This is a genomic window from Amycolatopsis sp. NPDC034160, assembly GCF_055575355.1.
Genome location: NZ_JBVISU010000030.1, coordinates 80,046 through 100,863, shown reverse-complemented (window position 1 = coordinate 100,863; position 20,818 = coordinate 80,046). Strand labels below are relative to the sequence as shown.

General features: G+C 68.9%; 19 protein-coding genes. 8 read left to right on the top strand and 11 right to left on the bottom strand.

The features are described 5' to 3' along the window. The first annotated feature begins 331 nt into the window (after positions 1 to 331). The 4 genes from ACZ54P_RS37100 (at position 332) to ACZ54P_RS37085 (ending at position 5,753) form a co-directional block, all read left to right on the top strand. On the top strand, positions 332 to 1,285 hold the full coding sequence (locus ACZ54P_RS37100; RefSeq protein ID WP_465466284.1) for a serine protein kinase RIO: 954 nt from the start codon (positions 332 to 334) through the stop codon (positions 1,283 to 1,285). A 172-nt stretch (positions 1,286 to 1,457) separates the two neighbouring features. Then, on the top strand, positions 1,458 to 2,546 hold the full coding sequence (locus tag ACZ54P_RS37095; protein ID WP_465466283.1) for a lytic polysaccharide monooxygenase auxiliary activity family 9 protein: 1,089 nt from the start codon (positions 1,458 to 1,460) through the stop codon (positions 2,544 to 2,546). A gap of 371 nt (positions 2,547 to 2,917) precedes the next feature. Further along, positions 2,918 to 4,420 carry a DEAD/DEAH box helicase gene (locus ACZ54P_RS37090; protein WP_465466282.1) on the top strand — a complete coding sequence of 501 codons (1,503 nt, stop codon included), beginning with the start codon at positions 2,918 to 2,920 and terminating at the stop codon, positions 4,418 to 4,420. 145 nt (positions 4,421 to 4,565) lie between these two features. Then, positions 4,566 to 5,753 (top strand): 8-amino-7-oxononanoate synthase, encoded by a 1,188-nt coding sequence (locus ACZ54P_RS37085; protein ID WP_465466281.1) that lies wholly within the window; start codon positions 4,566 to 4,568, stop codon positions 5,751 to 5,753. Here ACZ54P_RS37085 and ACZ54P_RS37080 read toward each other — a convergent pair. Both ACZ54P_RS37080 and ACZ54P_RS37075 read right to left on the bottom strand, forming a co-directional pair. Then, on the bottom strand, positions 5,725 to 6,195 hold the full coding sequence (locus ACZ54P_RS37080; protein ID WP_465466280.1) for a GNAT family N-acetyltransferase: 471 nt from the start codon (positions 6,193 to 6,195) through the stop codon (positions 5,725 to 5,727). The genes ACZ54P_RS37085 and ACZ54P_RS37080 overlap by 29 nt on opposite strands. A gap of 40 nt (positions 6,196 to 6,235) precedes the next feature. Next, on the bottom strand, positions 6,236 to 7,069 hold the full coding sequence (locus ACZ54P_RS37075; protein WP_465466279.1) for a S1 family peptidase: 834 nt from the start codon (positions 7,067 to 7,069) through the stop codon (positions 6,236 to 6,238). Positions 7,070 to 7,332: 263 nt separating this feature from the next. Between ACZ54P_RS37075 and ACZ54P_RS37070 the strand changes: the two genes are divergently transcribed. Further along, positions 7,333 to 8,727, top strand: coding sequence for a mycothione reductase (locus ACZ54P_RS37070; RefSeq protein ID WP_465466278.1), 1,395 nt, complete (start codon positions 7,333 to 7,335; stop codon positions 8,725 to 8,727). A gap of 78 nt (positions 8,728 to 8,805) precedes the next feature. On the opposite strand, the gene ACZ54P_RS37065 is transcribed toward ACZ54P_RS37070, so the two are convergent. Continuing rightward, a complete protein-coding gene (locus tag ACZ54P_RS37065) occupies positions 8,806 to 9,318 on the bottom strand; it encodes a hypothetical protein (RefSeq protein WP_465466277.1) in 513 nt (170 codons plus the stop codon). A 55-nt stretch (positions 9,319 to 9,373) separates the two neighbouring features. Continuing rightward, positions 9,374 to 10,621: a CynX/NimT family MFS transporter gene (locus ACZ54P_RS37060; RefSeq protein WP_465466276.1), complete on the bottom strand. Its 1,248-nt coding sequence runs from the start codon at positions 10,619 to 10,621 to the stop codon at positions 9,374 to 9,376. Positions 10,622 to 10,669: 48 nt separating this feature from the next. Between ACZ54P_RS37060 and ACZ54P_RS37055 the strand changes: the two genes are divergently transcribed. After that, positions 10,670 to 11,359 (top strand): FadR/GntR family transcriptional regulator, encoded by a 690-nt coding sequence (locus ACZ54P_RS37055; protein WP_061984391.1) that lies wholly within the window; start codon positions 10,670 to 10,672, stop codon positions 11,357 to 11,359. Between the two features lie 61 nt (positions 11,360 to 11,420). On the opposite strand, the gene map is transcribed toward ACZ54P_RS37055, so the two are convergent. From map to dxr, 6 genes are all read right to left on the bottom strand, one after another. Then, complete coding sequence (map, locus tag ACZ54P_RS37050; RefSeq protein WP_465466275.1) at positions 11,421 to 12,278, bottom strand: type I methionyl aminopeptidase; 858 nt, start codon at positions 12,276 to 12,278, stop codon at positions 11,421 to 11,423. 23 nt (positions 12,279 to 12,301) lie between these two features. Continuing rightward, on the bottom strand, positions 12,302 to 14,107 hold the full coding sequence (locus ACZ54P_RS37045; RefSeq protein WP_465466274.1) for a penicillin-binding transpeptidase domain-containing protein: 1,806 nt from the start codon (positions 14,105 to 14,107) through the stop codon (positions 12,302 to 12,304). A gap of 50 nt (positions 14,108 to 14,157) precedes the next feature. Next, positions 14,158 to 15,012: a GNAT family N-acetyltransferase gene (locus tag ACZ54P_RS37040; RefSeq protein ID WP_465466273.1), complete on the bottom strand. Its 855-nt coding sequence runs from the start codon at positions 15,010 to 15,012 to the stop codon at positions 14,158 to 14,160. 163 nt (positions 15,013 to 15,175) lie between these two features. Continuing rightward, on the bottom strand, positions 15,176 to 16,327 hold the full coding sequence (gene ispG, locus ACZ54P_RS37035) for a flavodoxin-dependent (E)-4-hydroxy-3-methylbut-2-enyl-diphosphate synthase (protein WP_465466272.1): 1,152 nt from the start codon (positions 16,325 to 16,327) through the stop codon (positions 15,176 to 15,178). 118 nt (positions 16,328 to 16,445) lie between these two features. Next, on the bottom strand, positions 16,446 to 17,690 hold the full coding sequence (locus ACZ54P_RS37030) for a M50 family metallopeptidase (protein WP_465466271.1): 1,245 nt from the start codon (positions 17,688 to 17,690) through the stop codon (positions 16,446 to 16,448). Positions 17,691 to 17,693: 3 nt separating this feature from the next. Continuing rightward, the gene (dxr, locus tag ACZ54P_RS37025; RefSeq protein ID WP_465466270.1) at positions 17,694 to 18,899 is read right to left on the bottom strand and encodes a 1-deoxy-D-xylulose-5-phosphate reductoisomerase; all 1,206 of its coding nucleotides are present in this window, start codon (positions 18,897 to 18,899) and stop codon (positions 17,694 to 17,696) included. Between the two features lie 95 nt (positions 18,900 to 18,994). Here dxr and ACZ54P_RS37020 point away from each other — a divergent pair, with 95 nt between their 5' ends. Then, positions 18,995 to 19,264: a DUF2631 domain-containing protein gene (locus ACZ54P_RS37020; RefSeq protein WP_465466269.1), complete on the top strand. Its 270-nt coding sequence runs from the start codon at positions 18,995 to 18,997 to the stop codon at positions 19,262 to 19,264. A 13-nt stretch (positions 19,265 to 19,277) separates the two neighbouring features. Here the strand turns inward: ACZ54P_RS37020 and ACZ54P_RS37015 are convergent, their stop codons facing one another. After that, positions 19,278 to 19,871: a hypothetical protein gene (locus ACZ54P_RS37015; RefSeq protein ID WP_465466268.1), complete on the bottom strand. Its 594-nt coding sequence runs from the start codon at positions 19,869 to 19,871 to the stop codon at positions 19,278 to 19,280. A 115-nt stretch (positions 19,872 to 19,986) separates the two neighbouring features. Here ACZ54P_RS37015 and ACZ54P_RS37010 point away from each other — a divergent pair, with 115 nt between their 5' ends. Beyond that, entirely contained in the window at positions 19,987 to 20,658 is a 672-nt protein-coding gene (locus ACZ54P_RS37010) for a peptidylprolyl isomerase (protein ID WP_465466267.1), read from the top strand. The last annotated feature ends 160 nt before the right edge of the window (positions 20,659 to 20,818 follow it).

Genomic DNA, 20,818 nt, shown 5'->3' with positions numbered 1-20,818 from the left:
AAGGGGGCCATCATGTACTTCACGCCAGCAAGGCCGTCGGTCCAGGTGGTCGTGGGTGGGGAGTCGGGTTGGAACCCGAATCGCCACTCACGACCGTCCCGACCAACGCCTCACCGCACGCGGTCTTCGCCTCACCACATTAATTCGGTTGCGGCCGCCGGGAGGCGTCCGTCATGATCGTGCGCGATCCGGCAGGAGCCGGTGGATGCGACAGGGAGGTGCCTCGTGCTGATGACTGTCCGGGGCCTTTGCCGCCCCCATCCACTCGCCCCTCGAGGCTGAGCGCGACCACGCTCGCCCGGTGGGGCACCCTGACTAGGAGAACCCACCAGTGCGCAAGCACGATCTCGAAGAATCACACGCTTTCGAAAAGATCGACCGTCCTCGTCGTGCCCGGCGCGGCCGGTTCGACGACGAACCCGAACCCACCCGCGGCGGACGGCTCACCGAGGCCGAACGCGTCCGGCTCGCCCGGCTGCGTGAAGACGCCTACACCGAAACCGCCATCCCCGGTGGCGGCGACCGCTGGAGCACCTGGGGCGAAGCCGAGCACGGGCCGTATCCGCGGCCGGACTGGGTGATCACCGAACTCGCGGCGGTGGACACCGAACTCGGCATCCTCAAGACCGGCAAGGAGGCCGACGTCCACCTCGTGCGCCGTGGCCTGCCCGACACGCCGGGCACGGTGCTGGCCGCCAAGCGGTACCGCAGCGGGGAGCACCGGCTGTTCCACCGTGACGCCGGTTATCTCGAAGGCAGGCGGCTGCGGCGGTCGCGCGAAATGCGGGCGATGGAGTCGCGCAGCAGCTTCGGTCGCAACCTCATCGCCGAACAGTGGGCGGTGGCCGAGTTCTCCGCGCTGAGCAAACTCTGGGCGGTCGGCGCGCCGGTGCCGTATCCGGTGCAGCGTGACGGTACCGAGCTGTTGCTGGAGTTCCTCGGCGACGGCGAGACGGCCGCGCCGCGGCTGGCACAGGTCCGGCCGGAGCCGGAGCAGTTGCGGGAACTGTGGTTCCAGACCTCGGCGATGCTGGAACTCCTGGCGTCGCAAGGGCTCGCGCACGGCGACCTCTCGGCGTACAACCTGCTCGTCCACCGCGAGCGGATCATGGTGATCGACCTCCCGCAGGTGGTCGACATCGTGGCCAACCCCGGTGGACTGGAGTTCCTCGCGCGCGACGTGCGGAACATCGCCACCTGGTTCCACTCGCGAGGACTGCCGGAGCGGCTGACGGCGGTCCCGGAGCTGATCGAGGAACTGCGGGAGATCGCCGGGCTGCGCTGACGTGTGCCGACGTGTCATAAGGGGTCCCCATAGGACGAAATCGGTCCGATGGGGACCCCTTATGACACTCGCGCTTCGAGACCGCTGAAAGCTCTTCCCCGCCACCCGGAAGTGTCATACCCTCCCTACTGGGAGCGCTCCCATACACACCGGCCGCCACCACCAGGCGGCCATGTCCGCATGGGAGAAGGGCGAAGCCGACGTGACGAAACAACGAAGTACCGTCCTGGCCGTCGTGACCGTGCTACTGGCGAGCGTGCTCGCCGTGGTGCTGAACACCGGCACCGCCGCCGCGCACGGCGCGATGATGAAACCGGGCAGCCGCACGTTCCTCTGCTGGAAGGACGGCCTGTCCCCGACCGGTGAGATCGTCCCGCACAACCCGGCGTGCTCCGCCGCCGTCCGGACGAGCGGCGCGAATTCGCTCTACAACTGGTTCTCCGTCCTGCGCTCGGACGGCGCCGGGCGTACGCGCGGCTTCATCCCCGACGGTCAACTGTGTTCGGGCGGCAATCCCGGGTTCGCCGGGTTCGACGGCGTCGGCGACTGGCCGCTCACACATCTGACGGCCGGGGCGACGTTCGACTTCTCCTACAACGCGTGGGCCGCGCATCCTGGCTGGTTCTACACCTTCGTCACCAAGGACGGCTGGGATCCGAACCGGCCGCTGCGCTGGGACGACTTGGAAGACCAGCCGTTCCTGACCGTGGACCATCCCCCGGTGACCGGTCCCGTCGGCAGTGTCGAGGGCCAGTACAAGTGGAGCGGCGCGCTGCCCACGAACAAGACGGGACGGCACGTCATCTACTCGGTGTGGAAACGCTCCGACAGCGCCGAGACGTTCTACGGCTGCTCCGACGTCGTCTTCGACGGCGGCAACGGCGAGGTGACCGGCATCAGCGAACCGGGCACGCCGCCCTCGTCGACCACGCCCACCTCCCCGCCGCCCACCGGCGGTTCGTGCATGGCGATGTTCGCCGTCACGAACTCGTGGTCCGGCGGCTACCAGGCGACCGTGACGATCATGAACCACGGCACGACCGCCTACGGTGGCTGGCTGGCGGGCTGGGTGCTGCCCGCCGGGCAGCGGATCGCCAGTGTGTGGAACGGGACGCTGAGCCAAGCGGGGAACGTGGTGAACGTCCGGAACGCGAACTGGAACGGCGCGATCGCGCCGGACGGGGAGACGACGTTCGGTCTCGTCGTCGAGTCGGCGGGGACGAATCCGGTGCAGCCGCCGGTGACCTGTCAGGGAAGTTGAGCGACTGTCCACAGTGTCAGGAAAGGGTCTTCCAGGGCGGAATCCGGCACGGAAGACCCTTTCCCGACATCCCCGGCGAGCGCCGTCGTGGAGACCCTGCCCACAATCGGTCCCTCGCGTTGGGCGGCCGGATAACGGTCCGGTACAGTAGTGCTAGACCGCAATCGGCGGCGTGGATGAGTGGTGTCCGTCGCCTCCAAAGCCAACCGAATGGCTCGCGGTATCCGTATCAACCAATTGGCGCGCGGTGTCATGCAGACGCGGTGTGCCGGGTTCGTCCCTGTGAACGCCCATCTGTGCACACCATCTTGCCCTGCTTGCGCGCGGGCAGCCCGGGCCTCCTTGTGACGTACCACGTCCGAGAGGTATTTGTGACAGTCACGTTCAACTCCGGCCCCACCTCGCCGTCGGCTCGGCAGCACCGCCAGCCGCGCACCCGCCCCTCGGGTGACTCGATGCTGCACAACGACGCCGTCGAGAGTGTCAAGGCCACGACCTGGGCGGAGCTCGGGCTTCCCGACCCGCTGCTGAAGGCCTTGGCCGAGGGCGGGATCACCACCCCCTTCCCCATCCAGTCGGCGACCATCCCCGACGCGCTCGCCGGCCGCGACGTGCTGGGCCGCGCCCAGACCGGTTCCGGCAAGACCCTGGCCTTCGGCCTCGCGATGCTGACCCGGCTCAACGGCGGCCGCGCCCGGCCGAAGCACCCCCGCGCGCTGATCCTGGTCCCGACCCGCGAGCTGGCCATGCAGGTCGCCGACTCGCTGACCCCGCTGGCCAAGTCGCTCGGCCTGTGGTGCCGCACCGCCGTCGGCGGCATGGCCTTCACCCGTCAGGCCGACGCGCTTTCCCGCGGCGTCGACCTGCTGATCGCCACCCCCGGCCGGCTGTCGGACCACGTTCGGCAGGGCACCGCGTCGCTGTCGGACTGCACCTTCATCGCACTCGACGAAGCCGACCAGATGGCCGACATGGGTTTCATGCCGCAGGTTCGCGAGATCCTCGACCTGACCCCGCGTGACGGCCAGCGCCTGCTGTTCTCCGCCACCCTCGACGGTGACGTCGACCGCCTGGTCCGCGCGTATCTGACCAACCCGGTCACGCACTCGGTCGCCCCGTCGACCGCCAGCGTCACCACCATGGATCACCACGTGCTCCAGGTGTCGCACCAGGACAAGCAGGACGTCATCACCGAGATCGGCGCCCGCGAGGGCCGCACGATCATGTTCGTCCGCACCAAGCACCACGTGGACCGTCTCACCGAGCGCCTGCGCGAAAAGGGCGTCCACGCGGCCGCACTGCACGGCGGCAAGACCCAGGGGCAGCGCAACCGGGTCCTCTCGGACTTCAAGGAGGGCTTCGCCCCGGTCCTCGTCGCCACGGATGTCGCCGCGCGCGGTATCCACGTCGACGACATCTCGCTGGTGCTGCACGTGGACCCGGCCGCCGACCACAAGGACTACCTGCACCGCGCGGGCCGCACCGCGCGCGCCGGGGCGTCCGGTGTCGTGGTCACGCTGGTCACCCACGACCAGCGCCGCATGGTGCGCCGGATGACCGACCGCGCCGGTGTCCGCGCCGAGCAGACCACGGTCCGCCCGGGCGACGCCGAGCTCGCTCGGATCACCGGTGCGCAGCAGCCCAGCGGCGAGCCGGTCATCGAGCGTCGTCGTGAGTCCCCGCGTCGCGGCGGTGGCCGCGGCTACGGTGGCGGCGACCGCGGCGGCTACCAGGGTTCCCGCGAGGGTCACGGTCACCGCGAAGGCGGCCGTCCCGGCGGCTTCCGCGGCCGTCCGCGGCGTAACGAGTCCGGCGGCGGCAGCGGCCGTCCGCAGCGGCCGGGCGGACGCCCGCGTCGCAGCTTCGACAGCTGAAGTGACTGAAGCCGGTCTGGTCCGGCTCCAAGCGTGAAATGAAGGGGCCTTTCATCGCAAAATTTGCGATGAAAGGCCCCTTCATTGCGTTCGCTGTGGGGACCACCACGCCCGGCGCCGAACGCCGGATGGGAGACTGCGGGACGTGAACTCTCCCGCCCCCGTTCCCCAGTACCTCCCTGCCGACCAGGTCTTCGACTGGCTCGACGTGGAGGCGGAGAAGCGGGCCGAGGCCGGGCTGGTGCGCAAGCTGCGCGTCCGGCAGGCGCAGGAACCGGAGCTGGATCTCGCCGGCAACGACTACCTCGGGCTCGCCCGCGACAAGCGCGTCGCCGGTGCGGCCGCGGCCGCCGCGTTGCGCTGGGGTGCCGGGTCGACGGGCTCCCGTCTCGTCTCGGGCACCACCGAGGTCCACGTCGAACTCGAGCACGAACTCGCCCGCTTCTGCGGCGCGCAGGCCGCGCTGGTCTTTTCGTCCGGCTTCACCGCGAACCTCGGCGCCGTCACGGCCCTGTCCGGCGCGGATTCCGCGATCGTCACGGACAAGTACATCCACGCTTCGCTGATCGAGGGCTGCCGGCTGTCCCGCTCGGACATCGCCGCGGTCGCCCACAGCGATCCGAACGCTTTCAAGCACGCCCTCGCGACCCGCCGCAAACCGCGCGCGCTCGTGGTCACCGATTCCGTGTTCTCCGTCGACGGCGACATCGCGCCGCTGGAGCAACTCTCGGCGGTTTGCCGGGAGCACGGCGCGTCACTGCTCGTCGACGACGCCCACGGCTTCGGCGTCCTCGGCGAGGGCGGTCGCGGTGCGGTCAACGCGGCGGGACTCTCCGGCGCGCCGGACGTCGTCACCACGATCACGCTGTCGAAATCCCTTGGCGCACAAGGCGGAGCGGTACTCGGGCCGCGTCGCGTGATCAAGCATCTCGTGGACACCGCGCGTAGTTTCATCTTCGACACCGCGCTCGCGCCCGCCAGTGCCGCCGCCGCGCTGGCCGCGCTCACCGCGCTGAAGGCCGAGCCGGAACTGGCCACCAAGGTGACCGACGCGGCTGGAAACCTTGCGATGCAACTGAAAGCGGCGGGGTTTCGGGTCAGTCTCCCGGACGCCGCGGTGATCTCCGTGCAGGCGCCGTCCCCCGAAGCGGCCGTCGCGTGGGCCGCCGCGTGCGCGGATCAGGGCGTCCGGGTCGGCTGTTTCCGTCCGCCGTCCGTACCCGACGGCATCTCCCGCCTGCGCCTGACCGCGCGGGCCGACCTCACCGAGGCCGATGTGGACCGCGCGGTCGGGGTGATCACGGCTACCGCACCTCCCGGCGCCACATCGTGATGTGCGGGATCCCGTCCTCCAAGAACTCGTCGCCTTCGGCCACGAATCCGTACTTGGCGTAGAAGTCCTTCGCGTACGTCTGCGCGTTGAGCACGCACGCCGCGTTCCCGATCCCCGCGAGCGCGGTCTCCATGAGCCGCCCCGCCAGTCCCTTCCCGCGGGCGCGGACGGCCGTGCACACCCTGGAGATACGGAAGGTGCCGCCCGCGTCCTGCAGCACCCGCAGGTACGAGTCGACGGCGACGGAACCACCGATCCAGAGATGACGGGTGCCGGGCAGGAGGTCGCGCCCGTCGATCTCGGGGTAGGCGCACTCCTGCTCGACGACGAAAACGTCCACGCGCAGGCGGAGGATGTCGTGCAACTGAGCGGCGGTGATCTCGTCACCGGCGACGGACAGCGGAAACGACGTGGTCTCGGTGATCGGGGTGTCGGTGGTCACGCCCCACTTGGTAGCACATCGGGCGTGAAGAAGGCATCGATCAGCCGATCAGCCCTCGACTGTTCTGCCGGGAGATCTCGTTCGCGTAGTGCGAGACCCGGGTGTAGACGCCCGGCCTGTTCGGCTTCGCGCAGCCTTCGCCGAACGAAACGATCCCGATCAGCGTGTCACCCACGACGAGCGGGCCACCCGAATCGCCCTGACAGGCGTCGATCCCGCCTTCGGGGTACCCGGCGCACACCATGTCGCTCGGGTCGTAGCCCGAGTACGCGCTTCGGCAGGTCGTGTCGCTGACCACCGGAACGACCGCGCTGCGGAGGTAGTCCGAACGCGCGCCACCGTCGGCGACACGGCCCCAGCCGAGGACCGTCGCCTTCGTCCCCTCGCTGTACAGGCTGACGTCATCGCTGTTCGCGACCTTCGCGGGCCGATACGGCAGCTGGCCGCTGACCGTCATCACCGCGATGTCGTCGCCCTTGGCGGGATCACCGCTGTAGTCGGGGCTGACCCAGACTCGCGAAACGCGCAGTTCCACCCCGTCCTTCGTACGTTTGTCCTCGCGTCCCGCGACCACCCGGACGTCGGCGCGGTCGACCGCGACCGCGCAGTGCGCCGCCGTCGCGACCGTCGTGGAACTGACGATCACCGCTCCGCAATACTGGTTGCCGCCGCGGTCAGCCAGGTAGACCGAGTAGGGGTACTGGGAGACCGAAGCCTTTTCACCGCCCACGATCCTCGGCTCGGCCGCCTTTTCCGGCCCGCTCACCGCACTGTCGTCCGCCGACGCGCTGGTGACCGCGATCGGCACCATCACGGCCGTCGCGAGTACCGCTCCGACAGCTAGCAGCAGGGTGCGATGTGACTTCTTGGGCATGTTCTGTCCCTTCACCGGGGCGTACGTACTGCCATCTGGTGGCAGGGGCCGGGGCGCCGCGGCACTGGGCCATCGCGATCATGGTGGTCGTGATCAAACGACTCCAGCGCGTACACAAGCGATCGCGAATACCCTAATCGGAGAAGGCCTGATGCGGTGTCACTGAAACGGGTGGACCTTCGTTCGCGAGCGGGAACAACCGGTCACCGTGACAGGTTGGCTAGAGTCGGAACCACCCCGCTCCCGCCGCAAAGGAAGACAGCGTGCCCCACTACGACCTGGTGATCGTCGGTACCGGATCGGGTAACTCGATCCTCGACCCGCGTTTCGCGGACTTGAACACGGCGATCGTGGAGAAGGGCACGTTCGGTGGCACCTGCCTGAACGTGGGCTGCATCCCGACGAAGATGTTCGTGCACGCCGCCAACGTCGCGGCCACACCGGCGTCGTCGGCGAAATTCGGCGTCGACGAGGAACTGACCGGGGTCCGCTGGCGCGACGTCCGCGACCGTGTCTTCGGGCGGATCGACCCGATCGCCGCCGGCGGGCGCGAGTACCGCGTCGAGCACGAGGACAACAAGAACGTCACCGTGTACGAGGGCGAAGGCCGCTTCACCAGCCACAAGCAACTCCGGGTCAGCTACTCCGACGGCCGCCCGGCCGAGACGATCACCGCCGACCGGTTCGTGCTCGCCGCCGGCGGCCGCCCGGTGATCCCGGACATCCCCGGGCTCGCCGAAACCGGCTACCACACCTCCGACACGGTGATGCGCCTCGACGAACTGCCCGCCGACATCGTGATCCTCGGCGGTGGGTACATCGCGGCCGAGTTCGCGCACGTCTTCGCCTCGTTCGGGGTGAAGGTGACCGTGGTCAACCGGTCCGGCGCGCTGCTGCGCTCCGAGGACGACGACGTCAGCGCCCGGTTCACCGAACTGGCCTCGCAGCGGTTCGACGTCCGGCTCGACCGGAAGACCGTCCGCGCCCGCAAGACCTCGTCGGGGGTCGCTTTGGACCTCGAAGGACCTCAGGGCGCCGAGACCGTCGAGGCCGAGGTGCTGCTGGTCGCCACCGGCCGCACGCCGAACTCGGACCTCCTCGACGTCGCCGCCACCGGCGTCACCACCGGCGAGCGCGGGCACGTCGTGGTCGACGAATACCAGCAGACCGTGGTCGACGGGATCTACGCGCTCGGCGACATCTCGTCGGTCTTCGAGCTGAAGCATGTCGCGAACCACGAGCAGCGCGTCGTGCAGCACAACCTGCTGCATCCGGACGAGCGGATCGAAGCCGATCACCGGTTCGTGCCGCACGCGGTGTTCACCTCGCCGCAGGTCGCTTCGGTCGGGCTGACCGAACGCGAGGCGCGCGAGCGAGGCGTTTCGTACGTGACGTCGCACCAGGACTACGCCGGTATCGCCTACGGCTGGGCGATGGAGGACACCACCGGCTTCGCGAAGCTGCTCGCCGACCCGGCCACCGGGCAGCTGCTGGGCGCGCACATCATCGGCCCGCAGGCGTCGTCGGTGATCCAGCCGCTGATCCAGGCGATGAGCTTCGGTCTCGACGCGAAGAGCATGGCCCGTGGACAGTACTGGATCCACCCGGCGATGCCGGAACTGGTCGAGAACGCGCTGCTGAACCTGCCACTGGACTGAGCGCCCCGCATTTAGTCCTCTAAATGCGGAGGCAGGTCATGAGGGGTCCCCATACCTATGGGTACCCCTCATGACACTTCAGATGACGCGTTCGCAGGCGCGGGCCCCGTTCCGCGCCGCGAGCTCGCTCACCGCGTTCATCTGGGTGTCCGAGGCGCCCATCAAGGTGGCCGAGCGGGCCCCGTCACGCTGGAACCGCTCGCCCGCCTCGACATACCGGCGGATCGCCGCCAAGAACTCCTCACGCGCCGATGCCGCCCCTCCTGCCACCGCGCGGACCCCCGTCGCCCCCTTGAGGACGTCCTTGGCGTCGTCCACCTTCGTCGCGACGTGGTGCTGCCACTTGCGCAGCTCCGTCGCGGCGTCCCCCTTCGGATCCGGCCAGTAACGCTCGAAATCCGCGCCACTGTCCTTCCACACCTGGACGCACACCCGGTCCACGGCGCGGTAGAACTCGAACGGCGAAACAGCGGGCGCCTCCCGCACCGGCGCCACCGCCACGCACACCGCGGCGAAGCAGGCCAGAGCCGCCCCGAACGCCAGGTCCTCCACCCCGCCGACCCCCAGAACCGAGTTTTTGAACAGGTTCAACTCGCTCAGCGTATGGCTCCGCCAGGCGTGGGGTCAAGAAGTTTTTTGAACGCGTTCAGACGAAGCGACGACGACCGGCGAGGGCGCCGAAGGTCATCTGCGCGGCGAAGACCACGAGCATCATGATCCAGGGAACGGTCCAGTCGTGGGTGAGGTCGTGCAGCAGCCCGAACAGGAACGGCCCGACGGCCGCCATCAGGTAGCCGATGCCCTGCGCCATCCCGGAGAGCCGCGCGGTGTCCGCGCCGGTGCGCGCCCGCAGCGCGATCACCGTCAACGCGAGCGAGAAGACGCTCATCCCGAGGCCGATCAGGATGCTCCACAGCAGCGGCGAGGCGCTCGGGGCGAGCATCATGCCGACCATTCCGGCGAAACCGAAGACACCCAGCCCGACGATCCACGCGCTCTGACTGCGGTGTCGTGCCGCCATCGGCGCGACCACGAGGCTGATCGGGACGGCGATCAGCGAGATCAGCCCGAGCAGCAGGCCGGAGTCGCCCTTGCTCACCCCGGCGTCGATCATCACCTCCGGCAGCCAGCCCATCACGACGTAGGCCAAAAAGGCCTGAGTGCCGAAGAAAAGCGTGACCATCCACGCAAGCGGGCTACGCAGGAGCGATCGCCCGCTACCCTGCTTGCCTGCCTCGTCGACGGTCGCACGCCCCGCACCGCGGGCTGCGAGAATCCAGACGAGGAGTGCGAGCACCGCCAGGATCGACCAGGCGCCGAGACCTTGGCGCCAGCCGCCGAACGCGTTCTCCAAGGGAGGGGTGAGCGCGGACCCCAGGGCGCCTCCGCCCTGAAGAGCGGCGGTGTACACACCGGTCATCATGCCCACACGCGCCGGGAAGGAGTCCTTGATGACGACTGGGATCAGTACGTTGGCCAAGGCGATCCCGGCCGTGGCGACCAGGGTTCCCCCGAGTACGACGTACGGCCCGTCGAGCACCCGCAACACCAGGCCGACGGCCAGGATCGACAGCGCGGCCGCGATGGCGGCGCCGACCCCGAACCGGCGGGCCAGGAAGGGAGCGGTGAGGCCGGCGGCGGCGAAGCAGAGACCGGGGAGCGTGGTGAGCACGCCGGCCCAGGTCGCCGTGGCGCCGAGGTCGGCGCGCATGTCGCCGAGCAGCGGGCCGACACTGGTGATCGCCGGACGCAGGTTCAGGGCGACCAGAATGACCGCGACACCGAGCAGGAGGCCGCCGGTGAGCACTCCCGGTCGCCATTCCGTTTCGATCGCGCCTTCGAGTTCAAGACGGTCATCGAACGGGGATGTGGATTCTCGGGAGTCGACACGCACGTCGGCTAGTATCACATACATAGGATGATTGGATGAAGGGACAACGCTGTGCCATTGGCCACCACGCGCCGTGCCGGCCTGGTCGATCAGGTCATCGAGCAGCTGCGTGACGCCGTCACGCAGGGAGAATGGCCCATCGGGCAGCGGATTCCGACCGAACCGGAGCTGGCGGGACAGCTCGGGGTCGGGCGTAACACCGTCCGGGAGGCCGTCCGCGCGCTCGCGCATACGGGGCTGCTCGAGGTCCGGCAGGGCGACGGCACCTACGTGCGGGCGACGAGCGAGGTCTCGGGCGCGATCCGGCGATTGTGCGGTTCGGAGCTGCGTGAGGTGCTGCAGGTGCGGCGCATTCTCGAGGTCGAAGGCGCCCGGCTCGCGGCCGTGTCGCGGACCGAAGAGGAGGTCACCGCTCTCCGGTCACTGCTCGAACGCCGCAACGAAGAACTGCGGGAACGCCACTGGGAGGAATTCGCCCGTCTCGACGCGGAATTCCACTTCGCCGTCGTCCAAAGTGGTCACAACACGCTGCTGACCGAGATGTACCGCGGGCTCACCGAGGTGATCACGGCCAGCGTGGCCGCGACGTCGAACGTGACGCCGGGACGCGAGTACCTGCCGGAGATCGGCCACGAGGGGCTCGCCGAGGCCATCGCCGACGGCGACGCCGACCGGGCCGCCACCGAGGCGTGCGGTTTCCTCGACGAACTCCTGGCCCGGGTGGAGCGAGACGAAGACTGAGCAGGTGGGCTCGTGAGTGGTAATGACGGTTCTAACCGTCATTACCACTCACGAGTCCAGTTCACGGCAGGGTGAGGATTTCGGCGCCGTCCTCGGTGACCAAGAGGGTGTGCTCGAACTGGGCGGTCCACTTCTTGTCCTTGGTGGTGACGGTCCAGTCGTCGGCCCAGATGTCGTAGTCGATGGTGCCGAGGGTGATCATCGGCTCGATCGTGAAGGTCATGCCCTGTTCGATGATCGTGTCGACCGACGGCTCCTCGTAGTGCAGGACGGTCGGCGCGGTGTGGAACGCCGGCCCGACGCCGTGGCCGGTGAAGTCACGCACGACGCCGTACCCGAACCGCTTCGCGTAAGCCTCGATGACCCGGCCGATGACGTTGAGCTGCCTGCCCGGCCGGACGGCCTTGATGGCCCGCATGGTGGCCTCACGCGTGCGCTCGACCAGCAGCCGCGCCTCCTCGGAGACGTCACCCGCCAGGAAGGTCGCGTTGGTGTCGCCGTGGACGCCACCGATGAACGCGGTGACGTCGATGTTGCAGATGTCGCCGTCCTCGATCACCGTCGAGTCCGGGATGCCGTGGCAGATCACCTCGTTGAGCGAGGTGCAGCACGACTTCGGGAAGGCGCGGTAGCCCAGTGTCGACGGGTAGGCATGGTGGTCCAGCAGAAACTCGTGGATCACCTTGTCGACGTCGTCCGTGGTCGCGCCGGGTTTGACGGCCTTGCCGCCCTCCTCGAGCGCCTGCGCCGCGATCCGGCCCGCGACGCGCATCGCCTCGATCACCTCGGGCGTGCGGACCCCGTTGCCCGTGTCGCGTTTCGGCGCCGGCCTGTCGACGTACTCGGGGCGGGCGATGCTGGCGGGGACGAGTCGCCTCGGCGTCTGGACGCCGGGCTTCAAGGGGGAACGAACGGACATGAGCCCAGCCTACGACCTGCTCGCTAGCCGAGTCCCGTCAGGAAGCGCTGCGCCGCCTCGACCGCCGGTTTGGACGTCCCGCCGTCGGTGACCAGTACCGCGAACGCCAGGTCACCGGTGTAGCCGACGAACCAGCCGTGCGCACGCGTCCCGTCGCCGAACTGGGCGGTCCCGGTCTTGCCCCGGACTTCGGGCAGGGGTTCGAGCAGTGTCGCCGTGCCGTCGGTGACGACCTCCCGCATCATCCCGCGGACGGCGTCGAGCACCTCCGGCCGGATCGGTTTGCCGAGGCCGGACGACGTCGCGGCCATCCCCCGCACCAGCGTCGGCAGCGGAACCTTCCCGGACTGGACCGTCGCGGCGGCGACCGCCAGCCCGAACGGGCTCGTCACGACGGTCCCCTGGCCGAAGCCGTTCTCGGCGCGCTGCGCGACGGTGTTCGCGGGCGGCACCGAGCCGGTGATCGTGGTCACGCCGGGGATGACGAAGTCGGCACCGATGCCGAGGTCTCGCGCCGCGTCGGTCAGCGCCGCGGGCGGGAGGTCCGTCGCGAGCTTCGCGAACGTCGTGTTGCACGAGTGGGCGAACGCCTTCGACAGCGGGACGACACCCAGGGCGAATTTGCCCTCGTTCGGCACCGTCCGGTTTTCGAAGGTGGCCGTGCCAGGGCAGTCGACCGGACTGCCCGGCTGCACCGTGCCCGCGGACAGTGCCGCGACGGCGGTGGCGACCTTGAACGTGGAACCCGGCGGGAACCGGCCGCTGAGCGAGATCGCGCCCTGCGCGTCGGCCGGGGCGTTCTGTGCCACGGCGAGGAGTTCGCCGGTCGACGGCTGGATCGCGACCAGCGCCGAGGCCGTCGGGAGCGCGGCGAGCGCCCGCTCCGCCGATCCCTGCGTCTTCACACTGAGCGTGCTCACGACCGCGGGTGCCGGTTTGGGTTGTTCGTCGTGGAGGTCGACGATCTCGCCGCCGCTCACGTCGAGCGTGACCACGCGCCAGCCCGCCGCACCGTCCACCTGGTCCTCGACGAGCGAGCGGACGGCGGGCAGCACCTGCTTGCCGGAGTTCTTGTCATCGGGCAGCAGCCTGTCCTGCTGGCTGAACCGGACGCCGGGCAGGTCGTAGATCTCGGGTTTCACCTGCTGGTAGTCGTTCGCCCGCAGAATCATCACCGGATAGCCGGCGCCGGGCTTGACCGTCTTCACCCCGTCACGGATGGACTGCCCGGTCACCGACGGTTCGAAGCGGTTGAGCGCGGCGCCGAGCTTGTCGGAGACCGCGACCAGATCCCCCGCCTTCGCCGGGTCGAGCACCACGCTGACGACGGTCTGCGGGCGCAGCAACGGCAATCCGTCGCGATCGAGGACCGGGGCGAGAGCCGGCGGCTCGGGCTTCAGCGCGATGGTCTGCTGCGCGGCCAGTTGCGGGTGAAGCGCCGTCGGCAGCCACCGCACCTTCCACCCGTCCTGAGTGGAATGCACCTGGGCGTCGGCCTTGTACGTCCAGACCCGGCCGCGCGGGAGGTTCCAGGTGAGCTCGTAGGTCGCCGTCCCGTTGTCCGCGCCGGACGTGTGCTGGACCTTCTTGGCCGCGACCTTGATCGACTCCGGGGAAAGCGCCCTCCGCGCCATCTCCAGGGACGACCGCGCGGCGTCCGGCGAATCGGTGAAGAAGGCAGCGGCTGCGGTGTCACCGGAGGTGAGGCCGTCCAGGAAGCCGGTGATGGCGTCTTCTGGACCGGAATCGGCGAACAGGCCGCAGCCGGCGGCCGCGAGGCCGACCACCCCCGCGAGCATGACGACGGAGACACGGCGACCTGCTGGCATGCACCGGATCCTGCCAGTCCCGGCGGTTTCCGCCCGGTCGAAACGCCGACTCAGAAAAGAACCGTCGCGTACTGCCCGACCTGCTGGAAGCCGATCTTGCGATAGGCGGCGAGCGCCGGGCCGTTGTAGGCGTTGACGTACAGGCTCGCGGTGCGGTTCATCCCGCGGACGAGCCGGGTCACGACGGACGCCGTCCCGGCCGTGCCGAGACCGCCGCTACGGCGTTCCGGATGCACCCAGACACCCTGGATCTGGCCGACCGTCGAAGACATCGCGCCGATCTCGGCCTTGAAGACGACCTCACCCTCCTCGAACCGCGCGAACGCGCGACCGGCTGCGATCAGTTCCGCGACCCGGGCGCGATAACCGGCGCCGCCGTCACCGTTGCGGGGATCGACACCGACCTCTTCGATGAACATGGCGATCGCGGAGGGAAGGTATCGGTCGAGTTCTTCCGGGCGCACCGGGCGGACCAGCGGATCCGAGGCCACGGCCGGGATCCCGTCGAGCGCCATCAGTGGCTGGTCGTGCCGGACTTCGCGGGCGGGGCCCCATTCCGGCTCGAGTTCTTCCCACAGCCCGAGGACCTGTTCGGCCGGGCCCACCAGCGAGGAGCAGCTGCGCTGGCGGCGCAGGGCGCGATCGGCGAAGGAACGCAAAGCGGAGGCGTTGCCGCGCAAGGGGATCAGATTCGGCCCGGAAAAGCACAGGCCCTGGAGTCGGCCGGCACGGACCGGACGGGAATCGGCCGCCCAGAGCTCACCACCGAGCCGCCAGGGGTCGAGACCCGCCGTCTCCACCCTGGCACTGACCATGCAGCTGCCGACCGGGTCTGCGGCGAGCGCGGCACGGACCGCCGGATAGTCCCGATCATCGAGCAGCCGTGCACCTGCAAGCCGCAACACCACTCCAGGGTGCCAGATGAGCGGCTTAAACGGAACGCAAGCTTTAAGACACGCTGAGACAACCTCGGCTGGTCGGGGCCACCAAGCGCCATGAAAGGTCCTTTCCTTGCAAAATTTGCGAGGAAAGGACCTTTCCTAGCGTGGTCTCGACCAGTCAGCCCGTTCAGCCGACGCTGACGATGGGCTCCCCCTCGCCGATCGTCTGGCCCGACTCCTCGGCGATGCGCATGGCTTCTTCGATCAGCGTCTCGACGATCGCGTGTTCGGGCACGGTCTTGATGACCTCGCCCTTGACGAAGATCTGGCCCTTGCCGTTGCCGGACGCGACCCCGAGGTCGGCCTCGCGCGCCTCGCCAGGTCCGTTGACGACGCAGCCCATGACCGCGACGCGCAGCGGGACCTCCATCCCCTCCAGCCCGGCGGTGACCTGCTCGGCGAGGGTGTAGACGTCCACCTGCGCGCGGCCGCACGACGGGCAGGACACGATCTCGAGCTTGCGTTCCTTGAGGTTGAGCGACTGCAGGATCTGGATCCCGACCTTGACCTCTTCCACCGGCGGCGCCGACAGCGACACCCGGATGGTGTCCCCGATGCCCTGGCGCAGCAGCGCACCGAACGCCACAGCCGACTTGATGGTGCCCTGGAACGCCGGGCCCGCCTCGGTGACGCCGAGGTGCAGCGGGTAGTCGCACTGCTCGGCCAGGATCTCGTACGCGCGCACCATGACCACCGGGTCGTTGTGCTTCACGGAAATCTTGATGTCGTGGAAGTCGTGCTCGGCGAACAGCGACGCCTCCCACAGCGCCGACTCCGCCAGGGCCTCCGGGGTCGCCTTGCCGTACTTGTCCATGATCCGCTTGTCCAGCGAACCCGCGTTGACCCCGATCCGGATCGGCGTGCCGTGGTCCTTCGCCGCCCGCGCGATCTCCTTGACCTGATCGTCGAACTTGCGGATGTTGCCCGGGTTCACCCGGACCGCCGCACAGCCCGCCTCGATCGCGGCGAACACGTACTTCGGCTGGAAGTGGATGTCGGCGATCACCGGGATCTGCGACTTCCGCGCGATCGCGGGCAGCGCCTCGGCGTCGTCCGCCGACGGGCACGCCACCCGCACGATGTCACAGCCCGCAGCGGTCAGCTCGGCGATCTGCTGCAGGGTCGCGTTGACGTCGGAGGTGAGGGTGGTGGTCATCGACTGCACCGAAATCGGGTGGTCGCTACCGACGCCGACCGGCCCGACCTGCAGCTGTCGGGTCTTACGACGCTCGGAAAGGACCGGAGGAGGAAGCGCTGGCATACCAAGAGCGACAGTCACGCCTTCAAGCGTACCTACCCCGATCGGCGGACACGCACGACGTCAGCCGTCACGGTGAGCAGCATTACCCGGGCAGCCCAACCGTCCTGACAGCGCGCTCCGTAATCGACGGCCCCCGTCACTGGAACAGCTTGACCGGGTTCACGATGTCGGCGGTGACGGTGAGCAGAGTCACCGCGCCGCCGATGAAGACGAGCACCATCGTGATCGCGGAGAGCTTCGTGTAGTCGACCGGACCGCCCGCCGCCTTGCCGCGCATTTTCCGGAACCAGTCCCGGACCCGCTCGTACCAGACGACCGCGATGTGCCCGCCGTCGAGCGGAAGCAGCGGCAGCAGGTTGAACACGCCGATGAAGAAGTTCAGGCTTGCCAGCAGGAGCACGAAGATCTCCCACAGGCCACGCTCGGCCGCCTCGCCGCCGATCCGGCTGGCGCCGACCACGCTGACGGGGGTGTTCGGGTCACGCTCGCCGCCGAAGATGGACTCCACCACCGCGGGGATCCGCGACGGGAACTCGATCAGCCGTTTGGCGGTCTCGGAGAACATCGTGCCGGTGAAGGAGAACGTCGCCCCGACCGCGTCGACCGGGCCATAGGTCAGCAGCGGGGGCGCGGTGTTCTGGACCGGCGAGGCGCCGATCATGCCGACGTCCTTGACCGTGGTGTTGTTGGAACCGTCGGCGACCAGTCGCTGCACCCTCGGCACGTCGACGGTCAGGTCGAGCCGCTGCCCGTTCCGCTCGACCACGAACGGCGTCGGGCCACTGGCGACCTGGACGGCGGCGAGCATTTCGCGCCAGGTCTTGATCGGCTTGCCTGCGACGGAGACGACCTTGTCGCCTGCCTGCAGGCCGGCGGTCTTCGCCGGAGTCGGGGCGCCGGGCGGGCAGCTGGTGTCGTTGAGCTGCTCCATGGTCGTGGCCGCACGGGCGCACGACGTACCGCTGATCACCGCTTCGGTGGGGGCTGCCTGCGCGGCCGGGTTCGGCAGGCCCATGGTGACGGCCATCAGGTACAGGATGATGAAACCGAGGATGAAGTGCATCGCCGAGCCCGCCGACATCACGACGGTGCGCTTCCAGGTCTTGAAACGCCACATCGCGCGCTTCGACTCCTCCGGCGTCACCTCGTCGAGCGCGGTCATGCCGGCGATGTCACAGAACCCGCCGAGCGGGATCCACTTCACGCCGTACTCGGTCTCACCGCGCCGGAAGGAGAAGATCGTCGGCCCGAAGCCGATGAAGTAGCGCCGGACCTTCATGCCGAAGGCCTTGGCCGCCCACATGTGACCGGCCTCGTGCAGTGCGACGGACAGGCAGATACCCAGCGCGAACAGCACGATCCCGAGAATGAACCAGAGCACGCGCTATTTCCCCTTACCGATCAGCGCACCGGCACGCGCGCGAGCCCAGCGCTCGGCAGCTAGTACGTCATCCACGTCGCGAGGTTCGCGACGCCATTCATCGGCGGCTTCCACCACCTGGGCAATAGTGTCCACAATCGAGGTGAAGCCGGTGTTCTGTGCCAGGAACGCGGCCACCAGTTCCTCGTTCGCCGCGTTGTAGACCGCCGGGACGCAGCCGCCGACGGTTCCGGCGTGCCTCGCCAGCTCGACGGCGGGGAACGCGTCGTTGTCCAGCGGCTCGAACGTCCAGCTCGCGGGCTTGTCCCAGACGCAGGCGGCCGCGGCGCCGGGCACGCGGTCCGGCCAGTGCAGGGCCAGCGCGATCGGCAGCCGCATGTCCGGCGGGCTGGCCTGGGCGATCGTCGAGCCGTCCACGAAGGTCACCATCGAGTGAATGATCGACTGCGGGTGGACGACCACGTCGATGCGGTCGGTCTCGATGTCGAAGAGGAGCTTCGCCTCGATCAGCTCCAGCCCCTTGTTGACCAGGGTCGACGAGTTGATGGTGATGAGCGGGCCCATCGACCAGGTCGGATGCGCCATCGCCTGCTCGACGGTGACGTCGGCCAGTTCGGCGCGCTCACGGCCGCGGAACGGCCCGCCCGACGCGGTGAGGACCAGCCGGGCGACCTCGGCGTCTCGTCCGGCGCGCAGCGCCTGCGCGATCGCGGAGTGCTCGGAGTCGACCGGGACGAGCTGGCCGGGCTTGGCCGCGGCCAGCACGAGCGGACCGCCCGCGATCAGCGACTCCTTGTTGGCGAGCGCGAGGGTGGCGCCGGTGGCGAGCGCGCGCAGAGTCGGCGGGAGCCCCTGTGATCCGGGCAGCGCGTTGAGGACGACGTCGACGGGGACGGCGTCGATCATCTCGAGCGCCGCGTCGGCCCCGGCGAAGATGCGCGGGAGCTTGAAGTCGCCGCGGTTGTACCCGCGCTTCTGCGCCTCGGCGTACAGCGCGAGCTGCAGGTCTTCCACGGCCGTCGGCCTGCTGACGGCGACGGCGTCGACCTGGTGCGCCAGGGCCTGCGCGGCCAGCGCGGCGGGGTCGGAGCCGCCCGCGGCGATCCCGGCGACCCGGAACAGCTCCGGGTTACGGGCCGCGACGTCGAGGGCCTGGGCGCCGACCGAACCGGTCGAACCGAGCACGAGCACACTTCGCGAGGTAGTCATCGGGGGTCATTGTCGCGCGGGCCCCGTCGGGCGCGTGCAGCCAGGTGTGGGATCATTCGCGGGCAAGTGAACCACCGGGTCTTGAGGAGTTGATCGTGGCGAGCAAGGCGGTCGAAAAGCGCGGCCGGGTGGGCGTCGACACCGTCGATCCCCGCGACGAACCGTCGGCCGAATGGGGCTGGCACGGCTCCTTCCCGAAGGCGACGCGAGTCGCGGGATGGCTGACCGCGATCGTCCTGCTGGTGATGCTGTACGGCAATCACCACGGCTGGACCGAGAACCTGTGGCTGATCGGCCTGTCGCTGGTGGTCATGTTCGCGCTGGTGCTGGACATCCGCAAGCGGCGCACGGCCTGGCGCAAGTAGTTCCATCACGGCTTCAGCGGCCCCCGCTCTTCTTCGAGGACGGGGGCCAATTGCCGTCCTGGGCCCACAATTCGTTCACGATCTTGACCGCGTCGCCTGCCTCGACCCCATAGCGATGCCGGTATTTGGCGGCAGGCCGCTGGACCGCCGCGGCGACGTCCCCGATGGGGGCCGTCTTCCACGAGTCGTTCGGGTAGAACTGGCGCATCACCGCGAGGAACTTGCCGGTCGCCCAGACCGGGTCGGTCCGCTGCGCGAAATTCCCCCAGCTCGCGCGTTGCTGGAACAGGCCGACGGAGTCACCATGCCCGCCGTCGAGGTTCGCGATGCTCGACTCGACGATCACCGTGGCGATCGCGATAGCCGCCGCGTAGTCGCTGAAGCCCGCTCTCTGGACGGTTTCGACCACGACTCTGGCGCATGAAGTGTTGTAGGGGTTCATGTAGCCGCGCATCTTGGTGCCGAGTTGCTGGTTGAGCGCTTTGGCGGTGTCGCCGTCGTCGGCCGACGGGCCCGCCTGGACGCAGGGCAGGGCGACGTGGTCGACCTGGTGAGGCTGGATCTCGGTCAGGGCGAGACCGAGGGCGAGGAAGGCGGCACTGAGCATGGGCGGCTCCTTGTCGTGAGTGATTTGGGTCGTTCTAACGGCCTGAATCACTCACGACCCCCAACGCGCGTGAACCGCTACCCGATGACCACCCTTTTGAGTTAGGTTCCCCCTCATGAAGCTGCGCTGGGGTGCTACCGCTGTCGTCTCCGCTCTCGCCGCCATCCTGCTGCCAGGAGTGGCCACCGCCGCACCCGCGTCTTCGGTGCCGATCGTGCGCTGCGAGTTCACGCCGACGCCGGAAAACCCTGCGGCCCGCCCGGTGCTGCGCCCACTCCCCTTCGCGTTCACGCGTGGCACCGTCGACGTCACCTTCCGCTTCAACTACGGCCCCGTGACCGTGCGCCTGAACCGCGCGGGCGCCGCCCCCTGCGCCGTCCACAACCTGGCGAGCCTGGCGCTGCAACGTTTCTACGACCACAGCCAGTGCTGGCGCCTGACGAACTCCTCGCGCCTCGGCGTCCTGCAGTGCGGCGATATCTACGAAGCCGAAAAGGGCGGGCCGGGCTACAAGTTCCCGGACGAGGTCGACGGCACTGAGACCTACGAACGCGGCACCATCGCCATGGGCAACCAAGGCCCCGGCACCAACGGCAGCGAGTTCTTCATCGTGCACTCCTTCGCGAACATCCCGAAGAACTACTCGGTGATGGGCAAGGTCGTGCGCGGCATGGAGGTGCTGGACCGGATCGTGGCCGCCGGGATCATCCCGACCGATCCGAACGGGCCCGCGGATGGGCTGCCCGCCAAGCCGGTGAAGATCCAGAAGGCGACTGTGGGTTTCTGAGGGACGCTCGCTACTGGAGTCGGACCGCCGACGGTAGGGCGTTCGGTCGCGTTGGTCGTGGGGGGGGGGTTTGGGTTGGAACCAAACCGGCCCACCCACACCCCACGACCCCAAACCTTTTTTCCCGCCAAGGCTTCTTGGAGAAACCGGGAAACCAGCC

What these genes read in the sequence shown, in the direction of transcription:
- ACZ54P_RS37015 (WP_465466268.1), bottom strand. Translation starts at nt 19,871, where the DNA reads ATGCTCAGTGCCGCCTTCCTCGCCCTCGGTCTCGCCCTGACCGAGATC.
- ACZ54P_RS37075 (WP_465466279.1), bottom strand. Translation starts at nt 7,069, where the DNA reads ATGCCCAAGAAGTCACATCGCACCCTGCTGCTAGCTGTCGGAGCGGTA.
- ACZ54P_RS37045 (WP_465466274.1), bottom strand. Translation starts at nt 14,107, where the DNA reads ATGCCAGCAGGTCGCCGTGTCTCCGTCGTCATGCTCGCGGGGGTGGTC.
- ACZ54P_RS37095 (WP_465466283.1), top strand. Translation starts at nt 1,458, where the DNA reads ATGTCCGCATGGGAGAAGGGCGAAGCCGACGTGACGAAACAACGAAGT.
- dxr (WP_465466270.1), bottom strand. Translation starts at nt 18,899, where the DNA reads ATGACTACCTCGCGAAGTGTGCTCGTGCTCGGTTCGACCGGTTCGGTC.
- map (WP_465466275.1), bottom strand. Translation starts at nt 12,278, where the DNA reads ATGTCCGTTCGTTCCCCCTTGAAGCCCGGCGTCCAGACGCCGAGGCGA.
- ACZ54P_RS37010 (WP_465466267.1), top strand. Translation starts at nt 19,987, where the DNA reads ATGAAGCTGCGCTGGGGTGCTACCGCTGTCGTCTCCGCTCTCGCCGCC.